Source organism: Nocardioides sp. NPDC023903 (assembly GCF_040639295.1).
GTDB lineage: Bacteria > Actinomycetota > Actinomycetes > Propionibacteriales > Nocardioidaceae > Nocardioides.
In genome coordinates this window covers 1-21491 of the sequence record NZ_JBEZZS010000050.1, presented here as the reverse complement: position 1 = coordinate 21491, position 21491 = coordinate 1, and the positions used below count along the sequence as shown (strand labels likewise).

Here is a 21491-nt window from a genome sequence, read left to right as displayed (position 1 = left end):
AGGCGACTGTAACGCAGGTCACACTGCGCGGTCCACCCTTGGTCCGCCGATCAGTGCGAGCAGACGGGCGGCCTCGCCGGCCACCGCATCGCGGCCGGCGCCGAGGTACTTGCGCGGGTCGACCTTGCCCTCGTCCGCGATCGCCGCGCGGACGGCGCGGGTGAAGGTCGCGTTGAGGTGGGTGGCGATGTTGACCTTGGTCATCCCGGCGGCGATGGCCGCGACGATGCCTTCGTCGGGTACCCCGGAGGAGCCGTGCAGCACGAGCGGCACGTCGACGGCAGCGGCGAGGCGGGTGACGAGCTCGTTGTCGAGGCTGGCGGTACGCGTCGTCATCGCGTGCGAGGAGCCGACCGCGACCGCAAGTGCGTCGACACCGGTGGCCTCGACGTACGCCGCAGCCTCGGCCGGCTGGGTGCGGACCCCTGGCGCATGCACGCCGTCCTTGCCGCCCACCTCTCCGAGCTCGGACTCGACGGACGCGCCACGCTCGTGACACCAGGCCGCGACCTTGGCGGTGGCGGCCACGTTCGATTCGTAGTCGAGCTTCGAGGCGTCGAACATCACCGAGGGACACCCCAGCACGACGGCCTCCTCGACGAGCTCGACCCGGGTCGCATGGTCGAGATGTACGCAGACCGGCACGGTGGCGCGCTCCGCGATCGCGATGCTCGCCCGCAACAGGGGCGCCACCGCGCCGCGGTAGTCGACGGTGTTCTCGGAGATCTGCAGCACCACCGGACGGCCGGCCTGCTCGGCGCCGGCGACGATCGCCTCGGCCAGCTCGAGCTGGATGACGTTCATCGCGCCCAGGCCGCGGCCGGTGCCGCGGGCGTTGTCGAGCAGCAGCGACATCGGAACCAGGGGCATGTCAGTCTTCCTCGAGGTCGATTCGGCTGATTCTGACGTCGGCCAGGAACGATGCGTACGCGTCGGGGTCGATCTCGCCGGCGACCGGGGTGACGACCGCGGCGGCGCCCAGCGCGGCGGCGTCTCGAAGGATGTCCGGCCAGGGCCTGCCGTTGGCGATACCGCGGGCGAGCCCGGCAGCGGTTGCGTCCCCGGCGCCGGTCGGGTTCCCGGTGACCCCGGCGGGCGGGCGCACCTCCCAGCACGCGCCGTCGGCGTACGCGATCAGCCCATGGTGGCCGCGGGTCAGCACGACCGGGCCACCATGGCGGGCGGCGAGCTCTGCGACCGCGGCGGCCGGGTCGTCGATGGGCCGGCCCAGCAAGCGGGCGGCCTCGTCCTCGTTGGGAGTCAGGACGGCGCCGGTTCCGACCGCGGCCGCCAGCGCGGCGTCATCGAGATCGAGGAGCACCGGTACGCCGGCGGCTGCCGCGAGCCGTGCGATCCGCGCCGGGAGGTCGGCGGGCACGCCGGGCGCGAGGCTGCCGGAGACGACGACGGCCGTGGCGTCGCCGATCCCGTCGGCGAGCAGGTCGAGCAGCCTCTGGTCGGCTCCGGCGGCTGCTTGCCGGCCCGGTTCCCACAGCGAGGTCGTCGAGTCGGCGACCACGACCAGGGTGCGGCGTACGCCCTCCAGCTCGGGCAGGAAGGTCGCCGGCAGCTCTCGCGCGAGGGCTTTGGCGAAGTCGTGGTCGGCGAGGCCGACGGCATGGGTCGGCTCGCCGAGCTGGTGCAGCACCCGGGCGACGTTCACGCCCTTTCCGCCGAGGCGGCTGGTGACCTCGGCGACCCGGTGGACCTCACCCACGGTCAGCCGAGGCAGCCGATAGGTCACGTCGATCGCCGGGTTGAGCGTGACGGTGATGATCATGCGCCCGCCCCCGTCGACGCCAGGGCCAGCCGAGCGGCGCCGACCAGGCCGGCCCGGCCGCCGAGGGCGGAGAGGCGTACGGGCGGGACCGCGGTCACGCCGGCGCGCTCGCGCATCCGGACCCGTAGCGGTTCGAGCAGGTATCCCCTGGCCTCGGCGACGCCACCGCCCAGGATGATCTCGCCGGGGGCGAGCAGTGCCCCCACGGCGAGGAAACCGTCGGCGAGGGCGGTGATCGCCTCGGACCAGACCCGGGCGGCGCGCGGATCGTGCTCGACCCGCGCGACGAGCTCGGCGACGCCGGTGACCCCAGAGCCGCCCAGCGACGCATATCGCCGCAGCATGCTCCGAGCGCCCGCGCGCGTCTCGACGCAGCCGTGCAGCCCGCAGGTGCACAGGGCCCCGGCCGGGTCGACCACCAGGTGGCCGAGCTCACCGGCCTGACCGGAGACGCCGGCGATCGGCCTGCCCTCGACGTACGTCACCGCAGCGACGCCCGTCCCGAGCACCGCGACGAGTGCGGAGGCTGGCGAGCCGGCGTCGACCCAGATCGCCCCCGCGGCAGCGGCTGTGTCGTGCGAGACCGCGACCGGAAGGCCAAGGCGCTCGGACAGCGGGGCTGCCACCGGGGTGTCGACGAGACCGAGGTTGACCGCCTTGAGAGAGGTCCCGGACTCGGTGTCGACGAGTCCGGGGAAGGCGACGCCGACCCCGGCGACCTGCGCCCGGGCCACAGGGCTCAGGCCGGCGAGGAGCTGCTCACCGAGCAGCGCGATGTCGTCGAGCACGGCCGGACCGGTGCGGGTGGCCACCCGCGATTCCGCCAGCGACACGTCACCTGCGCCGACCACGGCTCCACGCACCGAGGTGCCGCCGACGTCGAACGCGAGGGCGAGAGCCCGCTCCGTAGGAGACTCCCTCATCGCTTCACTCGGGAGGAGCGGCAGCCGGGCTCAGGATGATCGAGCGCGTGAGGTTGCGGGGCACGTCGGGATCGAGACCGGCTCGACGGGCCCGCTCCACGCAGAGCAGATGCACGCGTACCAGCTCGGCGAGCGGGTCGACGTCATGGTGCACCAGGTCGGCACCGGTGACCGCGACGTCCTCGGCGAAGCCCGGCACCAGGTCACCGAAGGCCCACACGACCCGGCCGGGGGCGCTGATCGAGAGCGGGCCGTGGCGGTACTCCATCATCGGGTAGGACTCGGTCCACAGCTGCGCGGACTCCCGGAGCTTGAGCGCCGCCTCCTGCGCGACTCCGTTGGTCCAGCCGCGGCCGACGAAGGTGAGCTGCTCGGCGGTCAGCGCCGGACCGTACGCGCTCTCGCCGGCGTCGATGATCTGCTGGGCCTGCTCGGCGGCCAGGCTCAGGTCCTCACCGAGGTGCCAGCGCAACATCGCGAGCGCGGTGGTCGCGAAGCGGGTCTGGACCACCGACTTCTCGTCTACCTCGGGCATGAGGATCGGCTCAGCGAGCTCGAGAGCCGGGGTCCCGGGAGAGGACGAGATCACCGTCGCCGGGATCCTGCCCTGGACCTGAGCGAGCAGGTCGACGACCTCGGTCGTGGTCCCGGACCGGGTGATCGCCAGCAGCCGGTCGTAGCCCCGGTCGATGCGGGCCTCGGTCGGCGTCCAGGCGTCGGTGATGCCGAGACCCTGCTCCTCGCGCAGCGAGGCGTACGCCTGCGCCATGTAGAGCGAGGTCCCGCACCCGACGACCGCGACCTTCTCCCCCGGCTTCGGGAGAGAATCGGCAGCTCGTTCGGCGGTGCCTCTGGCCGCTATCCAGTTGGCAGGCTGCGTCGCTATCTCGGCTGCGAGATGCGTCGTCGGTGCGGATGCGGTCATGGCGTCGGGTCACCCTCCGTTGTGTTGCCGGCTGGACTCGAATCATCCAACGAGTTGCGCGTTTCTGTCAATAAATCCCTTCAAATGATCATTATCGCTCACTCGTGACGACGATCTCCGTCCCGCCTTCGGCCAGTGCTTTGGCGAGCGCCTCGGGCACCGCTCGGTCGGTGACGAGCATGGAGACGCCGGAGAGGTCGCCGATGCGCGCGAAGGTCGGATGCTCGAGCTTGGTGCTGTCGGCCACGACGATGGTGCGCTGCGCCGCCGCGATGAAGTCGGCGCTGATCTTGGCCTCGGCCGGGTGGATCGTGGTGAGTCCAGCCCGGGTGCTGATGCCGTCGACGCCGAGGATCGCGGTGTCGATGTGGACCTTCGACAGCACCCCCTCGCTCAGCGGACCGACCAGCTCGTAGGACTGCGTACGAGCGGCCCCGCCGGTCACCACGATGTTGACGTTGGGCCGGATCGAGAGCTCGTAGGCGATGTTGAGCGCGTTGGTGACGACGGTGATGCTGTCGTCCTCGGCCAGGTCAGGGTGGCGCCCGATCGCGCGGGCCACCTCGCTGGTCGTCGTCCCACCGTTGAGCGCGACCGTCTCGCCCGGCACGAGCAGGTCGGCCACCGCGGTCGCGATCGCCTGCTTCGCGTCGGCCTGGCGACCGATCTTGTACTGCAGCGGCAGCTCGTACGCCGAGCCGAGCGCGGTCGCGCCGCCATGTGTCCGGGTGACCAGCCGCTGGTCGGCGAGGTGCCCGATGTCGCGGCGGGCGGTCGCCGCCGAGACACCGAGCGCGCTCTCGACCTCCGCGATCGACACGTGCCCGTGCTCGCTGATCAGCTCGAGCAGCTGGTTGAGTCGCTGTTGCCTCATGGGCTCCCTTCCTGGGTCCCGGACAGCCTACGCAGATCTCAGGGGCCGCAGTGGAACCTCGCGTCGGCCCAGTCGGCGTGGTCGTTACCGTTCCCGTCGCCGGCATCGCCGACCACCAGATCGACATAGTCGGCCCCGGTGACGTCAGCGCTGATCGGAACGGTCACGCTGGCCGGCCCCAGGGTGCCGGTCTCGGTGACCGTCGTCCCGTCCACGACGACGGAGAACCGCACCGAGCCGCGCGAGGTCTGTACGTCGTCCACACCGACATCGGCGGTGAAGCTGGTGCAATTGCCGGCCAGGTAGTAGCGAACCTTCGAGACCGCATGCGTGCCGAGCCCCTTGGCGTACACCTTGCCGGCGAGCGTGATCGGCCCGCCGTCGCCGGCACCGTTCTCCCCCACGCTTGTGTCGCGCTCCACCGGTCCCCAGCCGTTGGTGGCCGAGATCCAGCCGAGATCGCTGGCGTAGGTGTCCGCGATCGGCGGGGGCGGCGCGGTCTGCACCGTGACCGCCCTGGTCACCGTGCGCGTCTCGCCACCGAAGTCGTACGTCGCGGAGCTGGTGAGCTGATAGCTCGACTCGGCCGCGTCGGCCGGCGGCGTGACCTTCCAGGTCACCGAGTGGCTCGCCCCGGGAGCGAGCGAGTCGAAGGCCGCCGGCGCGGTGGCCTCAGCCGTCCAGCCCTCCGGCACCTCGAGGCCGACCGTCCCGGCGCCGGTCTCCGACGCCTCGTCGCTGGTCAGCGTGGTGGTGACCTCGCCGGCCGCGCCCGGCAGCAGCTTCTCCTCGCCGGCGTCGACGGCGAGGGTCGCGCAGGCCGGCAGGTCGCCGGCCGCACCGAGGTCCTCGACGGTGAAGTCGTCGATGCTGATGTCGCCGTTCGCGCCGTTGTCGTCGGCGGTCCGCAGACCGACCCAGTAGTCGCCGCAGCCGCCGGCGACGAACTCCTCGCTGAACCGGGCCGTCTCGACCTGCTTGCCGATCGGTCGGGCACCGACCTCGACCGTGCGCGGCTCGCCGCTCGCGACCGAGTCGTAGCCGGTGACCCACTCGTAGTCGTCGGCCCGCTCGGTCTGGTGGTCGAAGGAGACGCGGTAGCGGTGGCCGGGCTCGAAACGTACGGTCTGCGGGACCGTGCGGTAGACGAGGCCGCCGTTCTCGGCGTGCGACTTGAGCGACCAGTCGCCGCTGATCACGTCGTCGGTGACCTTGCCGTTCCAGCCGCTCTGCGTGTACGGCTCGTGCCGCTCGGCCAGGTGGGTGCGCGGGTCGGTGACGCCGCCCGAGGTGCCCTTGACGAACGGCGACCAGCCTTGGACGACCTCCTCGAAGTCCTCCGTCACGATGACCTTCGCTCCGGGCGCGGTCGGCAGGTCGCGCTTGATCGCGACGACGCGTACGTCATCGAGGCGGACGCGGCCGGAGCCCGCCTCCGCGGAGATCTTGACGGTCGCCGTGCCGTCACGGCCGGCGTCGAAGGGGACCTCGACACGTTGGAAGTAGGTGCTGTGCAGCTCGTCGGCGGCGACCAGGTTCTTCGCGGTCGATCGCTCGACGCGGTTGGTGTAGGTCTTCCCGCCGGAGGTGACGCTGACCGAGGTGGCGCGAGTGTGGCCGGGTTCGACCTCCACCCAGACACCGAGGGCGTTGCGTCCGCTGAGCAGGCCCTGGAGGCGCTGGCTGATCGTGGCCCGCTCACCCGCGCCGAGGACGGCGACCTGCTGGCCGGTCGAGGTCCGACCGGTCGTGGCCGGGCCGCTCGGGTGCCAGGCGTCGAGGTCGCCGGCGTTGAAACCGGGGTCGGCGACGTGGCTGCCCTGACCCCACTGCGGGTCGGGCGAGCTGTCGGGAGACTTCGTCAGGACGTACGCCGTGCCTGCCTTCGCCTCGAGGGTGACCTTGCCGTTGCGCACCGGGACGCTACCCGCCGCGACCCGGCCCTGCTCGGTGAGCTCGTAGACGTTGAGCCGGCCGCTCTGGCTCCACGCGTCGGTCAGGTCCCAGGTGGTCCGCCCGCCGTCGGCGTTGTAGTGGTAGAGCTTCGCCTCGTCCTGCTGCCTGTCCTTCCACGGGAGAAGGTAGGCGTCCCCGTCGAGCACGAGATCGCCGTCCTGGTAGATCTTCCGGGTCGCGTCGGTCTGACCCGTGTTGACCACGCGTACGCCGCCGTCCTGGACGATCTCGTCCCGGCTCCAGCGCAGGATCGGGTTCTTCTGCAGGTACTTGGTCGGCAGGTTCGTCTGCCAGATGTTGTCGTAGAAGGCGTCGACGTCGTTCTCGCCGGTCCACCCCTCGAACTCGACGATCTCGGTGTGCCCGAGCAGCTTGTCCGGGTTCCAGGTGTCCTTCTGCCCGTTGCGTACGAACCGGATCATCTGGCTGTTCAGGCCCTTGTTGGTGGCGCCACCGTAGGACTCGTCGTTGGCCCAGTGGGACCAGAGCGCGTCCTCCTCGAAGTGGTAGGACCACTCGGTGCCGATGTTCCAGCCCTGCCCGCGCAGTTCCTGGGCGAGGCGCTCCTGGAGCCAGCCGTAGGAGTAGTAGACGTCGATGTAGAGGAAGTCGAGGTTCGGGTGGGTCTCGCGGCGCAGCTGGGCGAAGCGGTCGACGATGTTCTTGGTCGCGAGGTCGGTGCGCTGGTCGATGTAGTAGGACTGGTCGATCCAGTCCCAGCCGGGGCTGTTCTCGTTCACGAGCGTCTCGTTGAAGGTCTTGGCCTCGGGATAGGCCTCGGTCGCGTTGACGTGGACGCCGAAGTCGGCGCCCCACCTCTCGCCCGCACGGACCAGGGTGTTGAGGTCGTCGAGCCCGCCGGCGCGGGTGTTGTAGTTGCCGCCGTAGTCGGGGTGCGCGGAGTCGTGGCCCTCGGAGCCGTACCCCTTCAGCACCGCCAGCTGACCCAGCCCGTCGGTGGCCAGCGAGACCCGCTTGACGTCGTCGAGCGTACGCAGGAACGGATGGGTCGCCTGGCTGGCGAAGTTGAACGGGATGTGGGTGACCACCCGCTCGGGGGTCTCGTCCGCGCCGTTCATCGGCCGCTGGATGTCGCGCAGCGCGATCGCGCCGTCCTGCCAGTCGACGGCCTGGTCACCGTTGGCGTCGGGGGTGATGGTGACCTTCGCCCACGGGAGCTCCTCGGTGTAGGGCGAGCCGGTCGCCCGGTAGGTCCACTGTCCGCTCCACAGTCCGACCCGGCGGCCGCTGTCGGTGGCACTCACGCTGCGCCAGATCCGGCCGCGCTCGTTGGTCGAGTCGCCGCCGCTCTGGTCGTAGACCGAGTTGGTCTCGATCGCGGCGGCGAGCTGGTCGGTGTCGACGATGGCGTACGCGGATCCGACCGGCTTGTCGGTCGTGGCCAGGTCCGCGGTGACCTCGGTGTGGGTGTCTCCGTTGGTCGTGCGGTCCGCGCTCACGACGGCGGTGTTCACGGTCGCGCCGGCCTGGTCGGAGCTGACCGAGAGGAGGTCGTGTCCGGGGACGTCGAGGGTGCCGACCCGGTGCTCGGCGGTGTCGGTCACCTTGGTGACCGCGAAGGTGACGACGTCGCCGGCCACCTCGAGCTTCGCGTCGAGCTCGACGCCGGGCAGGTCGGCGAAGGTCAGCCGGTAGGTCGCCGTGTCGGCGTCGACCTGGGTGCCGGTCACGGTCGCCGTGTGCGCGGTGCCGTTGATCCGTACGGCGGTCGGCGTCGTCGTGGCGCCGCCGATCTCGCCGCCCGCGGCGTGCCGGTAGCCGAGCACGGCGGGGAAGTCGTCGGCCACTCGGACGCTGAGGACGGGCGAGGTCAGCGTGAAGCCGCCGCCCGTGGGGGCGGCATGGCTTTCGGGTGCGATGGCGACCACGCCGGCGAAGGCCGTCACGGACGCGAGGAGGGCTGTGGGGAAACGCTTCGGCATCGTGACTCCCGAGGGTGGGGGTGGGCCTGACGAGGTCCGTCCATCATGCAGAGTTTTGCGCGGATTGGCTACGTTCTGCGCAAAAGTTGTCATAACCTCGGGCGGGTGATCCCCACCTTGACCTGGCGCGACGGCGAGTTCCTGAAGCAGGGTGTCCCCCACCGGATCCTGTCCGGGTCCATCCACTACTTCCGCATCCACCCAGACCTTTGGGAGGACCGGCTGCGCCGGGTCGCCGCCACCGGGTTCAACGCCGTCGACACCTACGTCGCCTGGAACTTCCACGAGCAGGACGAGGGCTCACCGGACTTCACCGGGCCTCGCGACCTGGCCCGCTTCGTCACGATCGCCGGCGACCTCGGGCTCGACGTGATCGTGCGCCCGGGCCCCTACATCTGCGCCGAGTGGACCAACGGCGGGCTGCCGTCGTGGCTGACCGCACGCACCCGGGCGCCGCGCAGCAGCGATCCGATCTACCAGGACGCGGTCGCGCGCTGGTTCGACATCCTCCTCCCCCACCTCGTCCCGCTCCAGGCCGGTCACGGCGGGCCGGTCGTGGCCGTGCAGGTGGAGAACGAGTACGGCTCCTACGGCGACGACGCCACTCACCTCACCTGGCTCCGGCAGGGGCTCCTCGACCGCGGCATCACCGAGCTCCTCTACACCGCCGACGGCCCGACCGAGGTCATGCTCGACGCCGGCATGGTCGAGGACACGCTCGCTGCGGCGACCTTCGGAAGTCGCGCCGAGGAGGCCCACGCGATGCTGCGTTCGCGACGGCCCGGCGAGCCCTTCCTGTGCGCCGAGTTCTGGAACGGCTGGTTCGACCATTGGGGCGAGAACCACCACGTACGCTCCCCCGAGAGCGCCGCCTCGACGCTGCGCGAGATCGTCGATCTCGGCGGCTCGGTCAGCGTCTACATGGCGCACGGCGGCACCAACTTCGGGCTCTGGGCAGGCGCCAACCACGACGGCCGCCGCATCCAGCCCACCGTCACCAGCTACGACTCCGACGCCCCGGTCGGCGAGGACGGCCGGGTCTCGGAGAAGTTCCGCCTCTACCGCCACATCCTGGCGCCCGCCACCGGACGCACGGTCGACGCGCTGCCCGCGCTGCCGCCGGATCCGCCGCGCCACGCGTTCTCCTCGGCGCCGCTGTCTCCTGGCACCGACCTCCTGTCCCTCGTGACCCGTGGGCCGGCGACGCGCGCGGCCAGGCCGTTGAGCTTCGAGGAGCTCGGCATCGACGCCGGCCTGGTGACGTACCGCTCCTCGGTCACACTCCCCAGCCACGACGTCCATCTCACCGTGCGAGGGTTGCACGACAGGGCGTACGTCTTCCTGGACGGGCGCGCGCTCGGCCTGCTCGAGCGCGACGACGCCGAAGCCGCGGTGCTGACCCTTCCAGGCCTCGGCACGGTCGCCGAGCTGACCCTGGTCGTCGAGGCGCTCGGCCGCGTCAACTATGGCCCGCTGCTCGGCGAGCACAAAGGGATCCTCGGCGGCGTCCAGGTCGACCGACGCCTCGTCCACGGCTGGGACCACCACCCCGCACCCCTCGACCGCCGGGACCATGACGACCTCGACGGCCTCGCCCACGCCGTCATCGAGGTGGACGGGCCCGCCGCCGGCTGGCTCGCCGTCCCGGGTGACGGCGACCGGTTCGTCTGGCTCAACGGCACCCTGCTCGGCCGCTTGTGGAGCCGCGGACCCCAGCGCCGCCTCTACGCCCCCGCGCCCCTCTGGCGCACCGGCGCCAACCAGATCGCCATCCTCGACCTCACCCACCCGGCGGCGTACGTCGAGGTCCACCCGGACCCCGACTTCGGTCCGACCGAGGAGTACATCGAGTCCCTGCCGACCGGCGTGGACGATGGGAACCGTGCCGAATGAGTCAGCCTAGAGAGCCGTGTCCCCTGCTAGATTGGCAGGCGCGCGCGAGGGCGCAGCCGGGCCCGCGGACAGGACTGAGTCCACCTCGTGATCTCACATTGCGTGGAATGCTGACGATCTCCTTGTCCGGCATCGCGGGCCGGCCGGCCGATGAGGAGCCGTCATGTCCGTACTTGTTCCGCCCGCCGACCTCGAACAGCTCCGCCGGCAGGCCAAGGACCTTCTCCGTGCCGCGAAGCGTGGCGAACCTGCAGCGCTCGCCCGTATCGGCACGGTCTCGGATCGATTGATCCTGAGCGCCGCACAGCTGACGCTCGCCCGCGAGTTCAGCTTCGAGAGCTGGGCAGGGCTCAAGCTGGAGGTCGAGCGCCGTCACATTCTCGATGCCGTCGACGCCATTCGCCTGCGCGAGCTCCTCGCTGCTCATCCCGAGCTGGCCACCCTGGAGATGCGGGGCTGGTGTGATCACCCACTCGGGATCTCGCCACTGGGCTACCTGGCGGCGATGCCTTTCGACACCATGCACAGTACGTGGCGAATCGTCGAAGGCACCGGACCGCTCGCGCGAGAGCTGCTGCGGGCGGGCGCGCCCGTCGACGGTGCACCCGGGGCCCCCGAGACTCCACTGATGACCGCCGCGAGCTACGGCAACAGCGATGTTGCCCAAGTGCTGGTCGAGGCTGGAGCCAGCCTGACTGCAACCTCGTCGCCCGACGCGGGCGGCGTGCCGAACGGCACCGCGTTGCGTCACGCCGTGGTGTTCGGGATGACCGACGTGGCGGAGGTCCTCCTCGCAGCCGGTGCCGGCGATCTCGTCCACGCGGCGGCAACCGGCTCGGTGGCGGAAAGCCTGACACCGGAGACACCCGAAGCCGATCGGGTGGCGGCGCTACGCATCGCCGCAGAACGCTGCCACCTGAGCGTCATCGACGTCCTGCTGGCGGCAGATACTCCGATCGAGGGACTGGACCGGGACGGGTCGACCGCCCTACACGCGGCCGCCTACTCCGGACGGGCCGACGGAGTCCGGCACCTCATCGAGCACGGTGCCGATCCCACCCGCCGCGACACCAGATTCGACAGCACACCGATGGACTGGTCTCGTGCCGGACGGCGGGACGAGGTCGGCCCCGAACGCGCCCACGACCAGGTCGAACGCATCCTGGCGCCGTTGACTCCCGACGACTAGGTGCATGAGGGCTGGACGTTGGTGACACCGGCCCGAGCATCTCATGCGTCCATCGCGTGGGAACGCTCCATCAGGTCGGCCATCGCCAACTGGAAGTCGCGGCGCTTTTGATCGCTCCAGCCTCTGCTCAACTCAGCGAACATTTCCTCCTGCCAACGATGCGCCTGGTCCAGCATCGACCGGCCCGCAGGCGTGAGTGATGCTTCGCGTCGTCGACCGTCGGCCGCGGACGCTGCCATGAGGAGATACCCGGCTGCCGTGGCGCTCTTGACCAACCGTGACGCGCCGCTCTGGTCGATCCCGATCTCGTGCGCGAGCGCGTTCACCGTTGCCGGGGTCGCGCGCAGACCGAGCGTATGGACGGCCTCGCAAACGAGCACGAGCCGCCCCTGCTCACCGCCCGTGTCTGCTTCGATAGGTCGGCGTGACCAGTGCCTGACGAAGTGGAACAGGACCTGTCCCGGGCCCAGATCTGTCATTCGGTTGCCGCCATCTCACGGCAGATGTAGGCCAGTTCGAGAGCGGCCTTGAGGTCCGGCAGCCTGAGTGCAGCCGTGACCTTCCCGGCAGAAGCGCGGAAGACCGTCGCCACCGGCGTGGGTTCCGTCTCGGGCCAGGTCGCGTCCTCCTCGACCACCATCAGTCGCTCGCTGACAGGGTGCCAGGACCGAGGGATCAGCTTTATCCCCGAGCGCTGTACCCAGTCGGCGAACTGCGCGGGAGTGATCGGACCCGCACCCTTCGGACCGAGCACGACGATTGGATCACCGACCGCCCGCGCAGACCGTTGCAGGTCGCCGGCATTGACGCTCGCGTGCCACTCGTTGATCGCTTCTTCAAGGCTGGGTTCCATGACCAGAACTATATGCGATCCGCATACATTCCAGGCCTGGACGGCGCGACATCACCCTCCCGCCCCGCAAGAACAGCAGCGGATTCGCGCAACGCCGGGCTGGCGATGCCCGCCTCGTCGAGGTCACCACACGGTTAGCCTCGTACATGTGAACTCACTCAGCCCCGACACACCTGATATCAAGCCCAGGTCGCGCGCCGTCACCGATGGCCTGGAAGCCACCGCTGCCCGAGGCATGTTGCGGGCCGTCGGTCTTGGAGACGACGACTTCGCGAAGCCGCAGATCGGCGTCGCATCGTCGTGGAACGAGATCACCCCCTGCAACCTGTCCCTCGACCGGCTCGCAAAGGCAGTGAAGAACGGCGTTCACGCGGCCGCCGGCTATCCGCTGGAGTTCGGCACCATCTCCGTCTCCGACGGGATCTCGATGGGCCACGAGGGCATGCACTTCTCGCTGGTCTCCCGCGAGATCATCGCCGACTCGGTCGAGACCGTGATGAGCGCCGAGCGGCTCGACGGCTCCGTGCTGCTTGCGGGCTGTGACAAGTCGTTGCCCGGCATGTTGATGGCGGCTGCTCGGCTGGATCTCGCATCGGTCTTCCTCTACGCCGGCTCGACCATGCCCGGGCAGATCGACGGCCGCGACGTCACGATCATCGACGCCTTCGAAGCAGTCGGGGCCTGTATCGCGGGGACGATGAGCCGCGATGAGGTCACCCGCATCGAGAAGGCGATCTGTCCTGGTGAGGGCGCCTGCGGGGGCATGTACACCGCTAACACGATGGCTGCTGTCGCTGAGGCGATCGGCATGTCATTGCCCGGTTCGGCCGCTCCCCCCGCCGTTGACCGGCGACGCGACGGCTTCGCCCACCGCTCGGGCGAAGCGGTGGTCGGACTGCTGCGCAAGGGCATCACCGCGCGCCAGATCATGACCAAGGAGGCCTTCGAGAACGCCATCGCCGTCGTGATGGCTCTCGGCGGTTCCACCAACGCCGTACTGCACCTGTTGGCCATCGCCAACGAGGCTGAGGTCGACCTGACTCTTGACGACTTCACCCGGATCGGAGAGAAGGTCCCCCACCTCGCCGACCTCAAGCCTTACGGCAAGTACGTCATGAACGACGTCGACAAGATCGGCGGGATCCCGGTCGTGATGAAGGCGCTCCTGGACGCGGGCCTGCTCCACGGCGACTGCCTCACGGTGACTGGGAAGACCATGGCGGAGAACCTCGCCGAGCTGAGCCCGCCCGCGCTCGATGACGACGTGATCCACTCCTTCGAGCGGCCGATCCACCGCACCGGTGGTCTCACCATCCTGAAGGGCTCGCTCGCCCCCGAGGGTGCAGTCGTCAAGACAGCCGGCTTCGACGACACCGTCTTCCGCGGCACTGCCCGAGTCTTCGACGGGGAGCGGGCCGCGATGGACGCCCTTGAAGCGGGGCTCATCGTCGCGGGCGACGTCGTGGTCATTCGGAACGAGGGCCCGAAGGGCGGCCCGGGCATGCGGGAGATGCTTGCCATCACGGGAGCCATCAAGGGCGCTGGCCTCGGGAAGGATGTCCTGCTGATCACCGACGGCCGGTTCTCAGGAGGAACCACGGGCCTCTGCGTCGGACACATCGCCCCAGAAGCCGTCGACGCCGGCCCGATCGCCTTCGTCCGCGACGGCGACCCCATCGTCCTCGACGTCGTCAACCGCACCCTCGAGGTCGGAGTGGAACCCGAGGAACTGGAGCGGCGGAAGGTCGGCTGGGAGCCACTTCCCTCGAAGTATCAGCGCGGAGTGCTCGGCAAGTACCGGCGCACGGTGCAGTCGGCCGCGGTCGGCGCAGTCACGAGCTAGTCAGGGGTTCGTCGACCGCGCGATGCTCCATCACCACGATGCGGAGCTGGTTGGAGAGCAGCTGGGTGGCGGTGAGTCCGAACATCGCCCGGAAGGTGTCGCTGAAATGGCTCGGTGAGGCGAAACCCGCGTCGCTGGCGGCCGTCGAAAGGTCCGCGCCCTGGCTGACGGCCGCTGCCGCGTACCGCATCCTGGCCCAGAGGCGGTAACGGCGAAAGCTCGTCCCCGAGTGGGCCGAGAACAGGTGCAGGAAACGGGACTGGGACAGGTTGACCGCGGCGGCCATCTCCGCCGCGCTCCCCCGCTCACCGGGTCGGTCGCGAAGGAGCTGCATGGCGACGCGGATCCGCTCGTCGGTCGGGTTCATCTCACCTGCATCGAGCAGACGTCGCCGCAGCATCTCCGGATCCGTGACCGGCCCCTGCCTCCAGTCGGCGAGCAGTGCCGCCTCGTCGCGATGGTCGTACGCGATCGTGCCCGCCCGGTCGGTCATCGCCCCCAACAGATGCGCCGTCCCCGATGCGCCCGGGTCGGCGTAGAAGAACAGCATCGTCTGCTCCTCCCCCACGACGATCTGATGGGACGTACGCGCAGGGATCAACGCGCTCCGCACCCGCCGCGGCTCCGCCTGACCTGCTCGCAGCAGGAAGGGAGCGTCCAGACCCAGCGCGAAGCAGGTGACCGACCCGGAATGGGCGCCCAGCCGCAGCGACGGGCCGCGGTACGCCGCATGTCCCGACCAGAGCCACACCGTCGGCCGCGCATCGTCGCAGCACGAATCCGGAAGCGGCTCGGTCGCCATGCGCGTCATGATCCCACGGTGAACACCGTGGCCAGCCTGACCATCGCCGTCATCGGCATCTTCTTCCTCGCGATGGGGACGTACGCGCTCGTCACCCCGGGCGCCCTCGCCGCCCCGTTCAACCTGTCGGCGAAGACGCCCGAGTCCCGCTCCGAGATCCGCGCCGTCTACGGCGGGTTCGGCATCGCGATGGCCGCCGTGCTCGGCGCCGCCGCCCTCGACATCGGCGACATCCGGACCGGTGCCGTGACCACCGTCGGCCTCGCCCTGATCGGGATGGCGGCCGGTCGACTTATCTCGCGTCTGCTCGATACCCCCGTACGTTTCTACCCCATCTGGTTCTACTTCGGAGTCGAACTCGTGGCCGGCACGGCCCTGCTTGTGTGCGTTTGACCTCGCTAAATTCGGCTATGCTCGGCGCCGTGGGATCTCGGCCGACATCAGACACGTCTGTACATACGCCACGTCCGCGCGCCCCCAGGGCGAGCCACCTGGGCCAACGAGTCGACTGGCACAACGATCCCTCGGCCCCCGAGGTGAACAGCATCCGACCCAGCGCCGGCGCCTTCGTGCTCGACGACCCGGGCAGGATCCTGCTGATCCGCCGCAACGACACCGGCAACTGGACGATGCCCGGCGGCGCGATGGAGCCCGGCGAGTCGCTGACCGCGGCCGCGGTCCGCGAGACGCTCGAGGAGACCGGCATCACCATCGAGGTGACCGGCCTGGTCGGGATCTGGACCGACCCGCGCCACCGCATCGAGAACACCACCAACGGCGAGGTACGCCAGGAGTGCTCCATCATCTACGCCGGCCGCTACCTCGCCGGCGAGCCCACTCCGTCGGCTGAGAACACCCACGCCGAATGGGTGTATCCCACGATCGTCCCCAGCCTTCAGATGGACCGGAGCCAGCGCGTACGGATCGACTGGGCCCTCAACCGCAACTTCCCCCACCTCGATCCCAACCCCTGATCGCACCCGCCGCGCGAACGATCCTCTCCTCCGACGCGCCGCATATCCGAAGACAGGTCGCCGCGATCCCCCGCGCATCGGCACGAGTGACCTCGTCGCCGCGGGACCGCACCCGGATCACCACCTCGACCGCCTGAATCAGCAGCGCACCTAGCTGGTTCAAGCCCACCGTCGCAGCGACGGGGCCGCTGACGACGCCCGCGCCCAGCCGACCGTACGCCGCGGTCAACTCCTGAAGCGCAGGCTGGAACCCCTCGAAGACCTCGCTGCTCCTGACGTCCGGCATCCGGTAGAGCCTCCCGATGTTGTGCGGCACGGTCGCAAGGGTGTCTGCATCGATCAGCGCGAGCCGATAGAGCGCTGCCTCCGGTACGTCGGCCGAGCACTCCAGCTCGATCGCCTCGACCTTCTCGAGGCTCGGCCGCACCGAAAGCTCGAGGAGCTCAGCGAGGATCCCGGGCTTGCCTTCGAAGTGGTAGTAGAGCGACGCCTGCCGGATCCCGACCTTCTCCGCGATATCCCGCGTCGAGGTAGCCGCGAACCCACGGTTGACGAAGAGCTCGGCGGCCGCCTGGAGGATCTCATCGCGCGGAGCCAGTGCGCTTGTCGCGCGAGGGACCACGCGAGGCCGACCTGGTCGGGTTGCGGTGGCAAGCGCGTACTGGCTCATCGCGATCCTTTCGTCCGGAGTCTTGTCTCACTCACGATGGCTACGGATGACCGTGGACAGGAGAGAGCAACTGGGGAGCATCGCCGTTGATCCCAGTGGTCCCCCGCTCTTCGGACTTCGTTGTTAGGTTTATGCGAGTCGTCCTGTCGCCTCGGCACGCGCGACGAGACACCGAACGCACCGGGAGGCCGGATGGCTGAGCAGTGGCACGAGAGGTTGGTGCGTCTTCAGGCCGCCAAGGGCTGGAGCAACCGAGAGACCGCGATGCACTACATCGCCCTGTCGCCCTTCCACGAAGAGACTCAGCTCGACTCCGTGCTCGCGATGTTCAAGCGCTACCGGCGCGGCGAGATCACCAACCCATCGCCCGAGACTCAGCAGGCGATCGCCGCGATGTTCGACCTGCCGGTCGCCGACTTCTTCGCCCAGCGTCCGCTCGCGAACCAGAACGTCCCGGACCGGCTCAGCCCGACCGAGTTCACCGACCTGGTGGCCGCGCTGCGCATGCCGAAAGTGGGCGAAGCTCATCTCGCACAGGCCGAGGCCGAGGTCGAGCGCCTGTGCACTGCCTACTCGGCCCAGGACGCCCGCTCGCTAACCGTCGAGGTCGACGACTGGTTGAAGGAGCTCGCCTCCCTTGTGCATGAAGGGCGAGTGTCGCTTGCCGGCCACGAGCGCGTCATCCACCTCACCGGCTGGTTGTCCCTTCTCCGGGCGTGCCTGATGTGGGATCAGGGTGACGAGCAGGCGACCCACCAGGCACGAGTCGCCGCCGAAGGTTTCGCCGCGGATCTGGGCGACAACGTGATGGCCGCGTGGACCTGGGAGATCCGTGCCTGGATGGCGCTCACCCAAGGCGACATGCCCAACGTGATCGCGGCCGCCGAAGCTGGCATCCGCTGCGCTCCCAACGCCTCAGTAGCCGCCCAGCTCCATGCGCAGAAGGCCAAGGCGTACTCCCGGATGAAGGACAGCCACAAGACCGAGGTCGCACTCGACCGAGTCCGAGAAGTCCTCGACAGCAACGACCTCCCGTCCAACGTACGCAACCACTTCAGCGTCGACCCGACCAAGGCCTCCTTCTACGCGATGGATGCCTACCGCACGCTTCATGGCCGCGAACGATTGGCCGACGCCATGGCAGACACCGTCATCGCCACCAGCACCCGCCCCGACGGCACCGTCATCAGCCCGATGCGACTCGCCGAGGCCCAACTGACCAAGGCCGTCCTCGCCGCCCGCGACGGTAGCCCCGTCACCGCACTCGAGCTCGCCGGCGCGGCACTCAACCACGAACGACGGTCCCAGCCGAGCCTGCTGCTCGTCGCCAGCGAGGTCGCTCACGAACTCGAGTACCGCTCCCCCGCCGACGGCGCCGAGTTCCGCAACCACCTACGTGCTCTCGGTGCGCCCGATAGCCCGTCCAGTTGATCAGGCCGTACGCAGCAGCCTGAACTCGTGCTTCTGCAGCACCTGCAGCACCAGTTTCGCCGGATAACCGAAAGCGTCCCGCCCCGCCTCGGACGTATAGGGCTCGATCGCGGAGACCTGGTGCCACGTCCCGTCCACGAACACCTCGCAGCCTCCGGCCGCGACGATGTTGCGGTACCAGTTGACGTCCTCGCCGTACGTCAGCTCCGCGATGAAACCGGCCGGCACCCGCGCGAGCATGATCGGCGTCTCGTACGTCTTCCCCGACTTCCGCCCGACGTGGCGCACGAGCGAGAACGGCCCGTGTCCGGAGCGAGCGACCCGCGTCGTCACCCTGTTGAGCGTGTTCTTCATCAACCACAGCCACTTGCGACGCATCTCAGTCTCCTAGCAGTCTCAGGTTCACCATCGGCAGTCCCTCGACCTCGTGACCGACCGCCGTCTCGATCGCACCGCGCAGGCGCCGCCAGGCCTTCGGGTATGCCTTCTGATAGCGACCCAGAACCGCAGCGGACTCCTGCTCCGAGAGTAACGTCGCCTGCGCCGCGACGCTCGTACGCTTCCCGATGCTGACGCGACATGCAGGCTCGGCCAGGAGGTTCCGATACCACTGCGCCCCGGTGCCGAAGCCGCTCACCACCACGATCTCGTCCACGCTCGGCCGCTCGACGACCTCGAGGCAGACATATCGCGGGACCCCTGATCGGCGTCCGATGTGCTCGAGCATCAACATCCGGGATCCGAGGATCCACCCGGCCCGGTGTCGATAGAGCCAGATCGGCGCGCGTACGACAGCACGGGTCCGCAACAACCGGGACACGACCGAGTCGACCATGGACGTCACCGAACCGACCTTACCCACCGGCTCGGTCGATCCAGCCCGATCGAGCAGCGCCACGAACTACGCTCCAAGCATGGCAACGCTCCAAGACGTGGCTCGGATCATCGGTGAACTGCCCGAGGTCACCGAGGGCGAGCGTTACGGCAACCCGACCTGGTCCGTACGCGGCAAGGGCTTCGCCTGGCTACGCCCGTTCAGCAAAGCCGACCTCAAGCGCTTCGGCGACCAGACCCCACCCGACCCGCCGATCATCGCGGTCAACACCGCCAACCTGCATGAGAAGGAAGGCGTCCTCGCCGCCGGCATCGACGGCGTGTTCACCATCCCGCACTTCAACAACTATCCCGCCCTGCTCGTCGAGCTCAGCGTCATCGCCCCAGGGGACCTTCGCGACCTACTGGTCGACGCCTGGCTCGCCGCCGCCCCAGCTGAGCTGGTCGAAGGATTCGACGGCTGAAGCTCTGACTCGCCGAGATCGTGTGCGTGACGGGGCGAGACATACCGCCCACAAGATGCGCCACCTCACTTGGGTGTTTGCTGGTTTACTCCCGACATGGCATACGAGGAGCTCCCGCCGTTCGCTGCGTGGCAGTTCGTCGACGCCGTCGACGGGTTCGAGGTCGTCTATCGAGACGCCTCCGGCATCCGTGGATACACCTCAGCCGTCGAGGCGGGCCAGGCCTACGCGGTCCACTATGAGATCTCGGTTGATGCCCTCTGGCGTACGCGCGAAGTCCACGTCCACAATGACACCGCTCGCGGGCGACGGTCCACTGTACTTGTCTCCGACGGCAAAGGTTCCTGGACCATCGATGGCCGGTCGGCGCCCCATCTCGACGGGCTCTACGACGTCGACCTCGAGGCCTCTGCCTGCACCAACACCCTTCCCGTCCACCGGCTGGACCTGCCGCCAGGCGACGTCGTCACCGCGCCCGCCGCCTACGTCCAGGCACTTGACCTTCAGGTCAGACGCCTCGACCAGTCCTATCGACGCCTCGACGACCACCGGTTCGACTACCACTCCGAAGGCGGTTTCAACGCCGTGTTGGTGTACGACAAGTATGGGCTCGTCCTCGACTACCCCGGGATCGCGACGCGCTTCGCCTGAGAGACGAACCGTCCTGGGCGCACGGGCCGAGCACACAGCTCCAAACTGTTCTCTCGTTCCGCACAGGTCGCGTCGCGAGGACCTACCCACGCCGTCATCCGCGCAGTCGCTGACAGACTTGCGGCATGTCCCGGCCGCCGCGCATCGAGCCCGCCGCCGACGTAGTCGCCAAGGTTGCGTCGACCGCGTTGTCGCTTCCCGACGCCTACGAGGAGGATGCCTGGACCGGCGTCAGGTGGCGAGTGAGGAAGAAGACCTTCGCTCACGTCCTGGTCGCCCAAGAGGGGTACACGTCGGCGTACCGCGATATGACCGGGGTGACCGAGCCCACCACGGTGCTGACCTTCCGATCCTCCGGAGATGAACTGCTGGCCCTGGTCCACGCCGGGCCACCGTTCTACCAGCCTCCGTGGTCGCCCACCGTCGTCGGCATGGTGCTCGACGGCGATACGGACTGGGAAGAGGTGGCCGAGCTGGTGACCGAGAGTTACCGGTTCTGCGCTCCTAAGAAGCTGAGGCACCGGCTGGATCGATGATCGTGCGGTCCGTAGGGCGGTCACCGTGACAGAGCGGGGTCGTGCCTGAGCGTCCACGCGGCTGCCGCGACCGCCGCCATTGGAGCCTGTGCCAGCTCGGCATCGCTGCACGCCCCCAGCAGGAACGTACCCCGGAGATGCTGATCGCGCGTGCCAGGCGCATCGAGCCCGTCGGTCGGCCGGGCGAGCGTCAGCGCCACTCCCCCGGCTACTTCCTCCTGGGCCGCGTGCCCGATCACCCAAGTTGGGGTCAGCCACGGCCGCGCGATCGCCGTGCTGCCCCGCCCGACGGCTGATGCATAGAGCCCCGGCCCGCCGTCTGTGCGGTCGGGGCCATGCGACGCCTGCGTCACGGCGCCGTCAACGAGTCCTCGCGCTAGTCCGGTAGGTGCTCCCCGAGCCAGGTCGCTCTTCGGCGAGCTGACGCGCGCGAAAGCCAAGCCTCCTGTACGACCTCAGCGAGCTCGTCATAGCTGATCTCCCCAAGCCGGCTCGCTCGGACCAGAACCGACAGGTGGCCGTCGAAATGCGGAGTAGTGAAGAACGGCGAGGCCTCGTCCTGCACCATGGCCAGCTTGTCACCCTCGCTAGGCACCCAGAAGACGATGACGTCGTCGTAACGCTGGCCGGTGTCCGGGTCGAACGCGTCAGGACGCGGATTCCGGAAGAAGACGAACGACTTTCCGCCCACTTGATAGACGGGCCTGTTCTGGGTGCCCGCGTAGACGCGGACGTGGGGCATGCCAAGGGCAAGCTCGTGCACGTCCCCCACCCGCGCCGACCGGCCGCCCGTTCTCCTCACACAGTCAGGTTAAGTGTCACGGTCAACGCGCGGGCGACCTCCGCGTGCGTCACTTCGGCTCCCCTCTGTTGTCAACCGCTGGTCGCGAGGGGTCTGTGGGACTGCCCCTTCCGGGCAGTGGGCGGTGCGGCGTAGCGTCGCGGATGCG

22 protein-coding genes are annotated in these 21491 nt (G+C 69.2%); 9 read left to right on the top strand and 13 right to left on the bottom strand.

What is annotated here, in order from left to right:
- Positions 1 to 18 precede the first annotated feature (18 nt).
- The 6 genes from AB0F44_RS28280 to AB0F44_RS28255 all read right to left on the bottom strand — a co-directional run bounded on the left by AB0F44_RS28280 (position 19) and on the right by AB0F44_RS28255 (position 8401).
- Positions 19 to 870 (bottom strand): class II fructose-bisphosphate aldolase, encoded by an 852-nt coding sequence (locus AB0F44_RS28280; protein WP_357360426.1) that lies wholly within the window; start codon positions 868 to 870, stop codon positions 19 to 21.
- 1 nt (position 871) lies between these two features.
- Positions 872 to 1780, bottom strand: coding sequence for a hexose kinase (locus AB0F44_RS28275; protein ID WP_357360424.1), 909 nt, complete (start codon positions 1778 to 1780; stop codon positions 872 to 874).
- Positions 1777 to 2703 carry an ROK family protein gene (locus tag AB0F44_RS28270; protein ID WP_357360422.1) on the bottom strand — a complete coding sequence of 309 codons (927 nt, stop codon included), beginning with the start codon at positions 2701 to 2703 and terminating at the stop codon, positions 1777 to 1779. The genes AB0F44_RS28275 and AB0F44_RS28270 overlap by 4 nt, the downstream gene beginning before the upstream one ends.
- 4 nt (positions 2704 to 2707) lie before the next feature.
- Entirely contained in the window at positions 2708 to 3628 is a 921-nt protein-coding gene (locus AB0F44_RS28265; RefSeq protein ID WP_357360420.1) for a sugar isomerase, read from the bottom strand.
- A 91-nt stretch (positions 3629 to 3719) separates the two neighbouring features.
- The gene (locus tag AB0F44_RS28260; RefSeq protein WP_357360418.1) at positions 3720 to 4502 is read right to left on the bottom strand and encodes a DeoR/GlpR family DNA-binding transcription regulator; all 783 of its coding nucleotides are present in this window, start codon (positions 4500 to 4502) and stop codon (positions 3720 to 3722) included.
- 38 nt (positions 4503 to 4540) lie between these two features.
- Positions 4541 to 8401 carry an endo-alpha-N-acetylgalactosaminidase family protein gene (locus AB0F44_RS28255; protein ID WP_357360416.1) on the bottom strand — a complete coding sequence of 1287 codons (3861 nt, stop codon included), beginning with the start codon at positions 8399 to 8401 and terminating at the stop codon, positions 4541 to 4543.
- Positions 8402 to 8506: 105 nt separating this feature from the next.
- Between AB0F44_RS28255 and AB0F44_RS28250 the strand changes: the two genes are divergently transcribed.
- Both AB0F44_RS28250 and AB0F44_RS28245 read left to right on the top strand, forming a co-directional pair.
- On the top strand, positions 8507 to 10294 hold the full coding sequence (locus AB0F44_RS28250) for a beta-galactosidase family protein (protein WP_357360414.1): 1788 nt from the start codon (positions 8507 to 8509) through the stop codon (positions 10292 to 10294).
- 163 nt (positions 10295 to 10457) lie between these two features.
- Complete coding sequence (locus tag AB0F44_RS28245; protein ID WP_357360412.1) at positions 10458 to 11483, top strand: ankyrin repeat domain-containing protein; 1026 nt, start codon at positions 10458 to 10460, stop codon at positions 11481 to 11483.
- A gap of 41 nt (positions 11484 to 11524) precedes the next feature.
- Here the strand turns inward: AB0F44_RS28245 and AB0F44_RS28240 are convergent, their stop codons facing one another.
- Positions 11525 to 11962, bottom strand: a complete 438-nt coding sequence (locus AB0F44_RS28240) for a MarR family winged helix-turn-helix transcriptional regulator (RefSeq protein WP_357360410.1) — start codon at positions 11960 to 11962, stop codon at positions 11525 to 11527.
- Entirely contained in the window at positions 11959 to 12336 is a 378-nt protein-coding gene (locus tag AB0F44_RS28235; protein ID WP_357360409.1) for a hypothetical protein, read from the bottom strand. The genes AB0F44_RS28240 and AB0F44_RS28235 overlap by 4 nt, the downstream gene beginning before the upstream one ends.
- 148 nt (positions 12337 to 12484) lie before the next feature.
- Between AB0F44_RS28235 and ilvD the strand changes: the two genes are divergently transcribed.
- Positions 12485 to 14179 carry a dihydroxy-acid dehydratase gene (gene ilvD / locus AB0F44_RS28230; RefSeq protein WP_357360407.1) on the top strand — a complete coding sequence of 565 codons (1695 nt, stop codon included), beginning with the start codon at positions 12485 to 12487 and terminating at the stop codon, positions 14177 to 14179.
- On the opposite strand, the gene AB0F44_RS28225 is transcribed toward ilvD, so the two are convergent.
- The gene (locus AB0F44_RS28225) at positions 14169 to 14990 is read right to left on the bottom strand and encodes an AraC family transcriptional regulator (protein WP_357360405.1); all 822 of its coding nucleotides are present in this window, start codon (positions 14988 to 14990) and stop codon (positions 14169 to 14171) included. The two genes, ilvD and AB0F44_RS28225, sit on opposite strands and share 11 nt — an antisense overlap.
- Positions 14991 to 15008: 18 nt before the next feature.
- Between AB0F44_RS28225 and AB0F44_RS28220 the strand changes: the two genes are divergently transcribed.
- Both AB0F44_RS28220 and AB0F44_RS28215 read left to right on the top strand, forming a co-directional pair.
- Positions 15009 to 15374, top strand: a complete 366-nt coding sequence (locus tag AB0F44_RS28220; RefSeq protein ID WP_357360403.1) for a DUF4345 domain-containing protein — start codon at positions 15009 to 15011, stop codon at positions 15372 to 15374.
- 143 nt (positions 15375 to 15517) lie between these two features.
- On the top strand, positions 15518 to 15955 hold the full coding sequence (locus AB0F44_RS28215; protein ID WP_355016884.1) for an NUDIX domain-containing protein: 438 nt from the start codon (positions 15518 to 15520) through the stop codon (positions 15953 to 15955).
- Here the strand turns inward: AB0F44_RS28215 and AB0F44_RS28210 are convergent.
- Entirely contained in the window at positions 15918 to 16625 is a 708-nt protein-coding gene (locus tag AB0F44_RS28210; RefSeq protein ID WP_357360401.1) for a TetR/AcrR family transcriptional regulator, read from the bottom strand. The genes AB0F44_RS28215 and AB0F44_RS28210 overlap by 38 nt on opposite strands.
- Positions 16626 to 16817: 192 nt before the next feature.
- On the opposite strand from AB0F44_RS28210, the gene AB0F44_RS28205 reads away from it, so the two are divergent.
- Positions 16818 to 18056, top strand: a complete 1239-nt coding sequence (locus AB0F44_RS28205; RefSeq protein WP_357360399.1) for a hypothetical protein — start codon at positions 16818 to 16820, stop codon at positions 18054 to 18056.
- Here the strand turns inward: AB0F44_RS28205 and AB0F44_RS28200 are convergent, their stop codons facing one another.
- Both AB0F44_RS28200 and AB0F44_RS28195 read right to left on the bottom strand, forming a co-directional pair.
- On the bottom strand, positions 18057 to 18434 hold the full coding sequence (locus AB0F44_RS28200) for a nitroreductase family deazaflavin-dependent oxidoreductase (protein ID WP_357360397.1): 378 nt from the start codon (positions 18432 to 18434) through the stop codon (positions 18057 to 18059).
- A gap of 1 nt (position 18435) precedes the next feature.
- On the bottom strand, positions 18436 to 18891 hold the full coding sequence (locus tag AB0F44_RS28195) for a nitroreductase family deazaflavin-dependent oxidoreductase (RefSeq protein ID WP_357360437.1): 456 nt from the start codon (positions 18889 to 18891) through the stop codon (positions 18436 to 18438).
- Positions 18892 to 18970: 79 nt separating this feature from the next.
- Between AB0F44_RS28195 and AB0F44_RS28190 the strand changes: the two genes are divergently transcribed.
- From AB0F44_RS28190 to AB0F44_RS28180, 3 genes are all read left to right on the top strand, one after another.
- A complete protein-coding gene (locus AB0F44_RS28190) occupies positions 18971 to 19354 on the top strand; it encodes a hypothetical protein (protein ID WP_357360396.1) in 384 nt (127 codons plus the stop codon).
- Between the two features lie 96 nt (positions 19355 to 19450).
- The gene (locus AB0F44_RS28185; RefSeq protein WP_357360394.1) at positions 19451 to 20005 is read left to right on the top strand and encodes a putative glycolipid-binding domain-containing protein; all 555 of its coding nucleotides are present in this window, start codon (positions 19451 to 19453) and stop codon (positions 20003 to 20005) included.
- A gap of 125 nt (positions 20006 to 20130) precedes the next feature.
- Complete coding sequence (locus tag AB0F44_RS28180) at positions 20131 to 20541, top strand: MmcQ/YjbR family DNA-binding protein (RefSeq protein ID WP_350665160.1); 411 nt, start codon at positions 20131 to 20133, stop codon at positions 20539 to 20541.
- A 376-nt stretch (positions 20542 to 20917) separates the two neighbouring features.
- Here AB0F44_RS28180 and AB0F44_RS28175 read toward each other — a convergent pair whose 3' ends face one another.
- The gene (locus tag AB0F44_RS28175; RefSeq protein WP_357360391.1) at positions 20918 to 21343 is read right to left on the bottom strand and encodes a hypothetical protein; all 426 of its coding nucleotides are present in this window, start codon (positions 21341 to 21343) and stop codon (positions 20918 to 20920) included.
- Between the last annotated feature and the right edge of the window lie 148 nt (positions 21344 to 21491).

What these genes read in the sequence shown, in the direction of transcription:
- AB0F44_RS28280 (WP_357360426.1), bottom strand. Translation starts at nt 870, where the DNA reads ATGCCCCTGGTTCCGATGTCGCTGCTGCTCGACAACGCCCGCGGCACC.
- AB0F44_RS28275 (WP_357360424.1), bottom strand. Translation starts at nt 1,780, where the DNA reads ATGATCATCACCGTCACGCTCAACCCGGCGATCGACGTGACCTATCGG.
- AB0F44_RS28270 (WP_357360422.1), bottom strand. Translation starts at nt 2,703, where the DNA reads ATGAGGGAGTCTCCTACGGAGCGGGCTCTCGCCCTCGCGTTCGACGTC.
- AB0F44_RS28265 (WP_357360420.1), bottom strand. Translation starts at nt 3,628, where the DNA reads ATGACCGCATCCGCACCGACGACGCATCTCGCAGCCGAGATAGCGACG.
- AB0F44_RS28260 (WP_357360418.1), bottom strand. Translation starts at nt 4,502, where the DNA reads ATGAGGCAACAGCGACTCAACCAGCTGCTCGAGCTGATCAGCGAGCAC.
- AB0F44_RS28255 (WP_357360416.1), bottom strand. Translation starts at nt 8,401, where the DNA reads ATGCCGAAGCGTTTCCCCACAGCCCTCCTCGCGTCCGTGACGGCCTTC.
- AB0F44_RS28245 (WP_357360412.1), top strand. Translation starts at nt 10,458, where the DNA reads ATGTCCGTACTTGTTCCGCCCGCCGACCTCGAACAGCTCCGCCGGCAG.
- AB0F44_RS28240 (WP_357360410.1), bottom strand. Translation starts at nt 11,962, where the DNA reads ATGACAGATCTGGGCCCGGGACAGGTCCTGTTCCACTTCGTCAGGCAC.
- AB0F44_RS28235 (WP_357360409.1), bottom strand. Translation starts at nt 12,336, where the DNA reads ATGGAACCCAGCCTTGAAGAAGCGATCAACGAGTGGCACGCGAGCGTC.
- AB0F44_RS28225 (WP_357360405.1), bottom strand. Translation starts at nt 14,990, where the DNA reads ATGACGCGCATGGCGACCGAGCCGCTTCCGGATTCGTGCTGCGACGAT.
- AB0F44_RS28210 (WP_357360401.1), bottom strand. Translation starts at nt 16,625, where the DNA reads ATGAGCCAGTACGCGCTTGCCACCGCAACCCGACCAGGTCGGCCTCGC.
- AB0F44_RS28205 (WP_357360399.1), top strand. Translation starts at nt 16,818, where the DNA reads ATGGCTGAGCAGTGGCACGAGAGGTTGGTGCGTCTTCAGGCCGCCAAG.
- AB0F44_RS28200 (WP_357360397.1), bottom strand. Translation starts at nt 18,434, where the DNA reads ATGCGTCGCAAGTGGCTGTGGTTGATGAAGAACACGCTCAACAGGGTG.
- AB0F44_RS28195 (WP_357360437.1), bottom strand. Translation starts at nt 18,891, where the DNA reads ATGGTCGACTCGGTCGTGTCCCGGTTGTTGCGGACCCGTGCTGTCGTA.
- AB0F44_RS28190 (WP_357360396.1), top strand. Translation starts at nt 18,971, where the DNA reads ATGGCAACGCTCCAAGACGTGGCTCGGATCATCGGTGAACTGCCCGAG.
- AB0F44_RS28185 (WP_357360394.1), top strand. Translation starts at nt 19,451, where the DNA reads ATGGCATACGAGGAGCTCCCGCCGTTCGCTGCGTGGCAGTTCGTCGAC.
- AB0F44_RS28180 (WP_350665160.1), top strand. Translation starts at nt 20,131, where the DNA reads ATGTCCCGGCCGCCGCGCATCGAGCCCGCCGCCGACGTAGTCGCCAAG.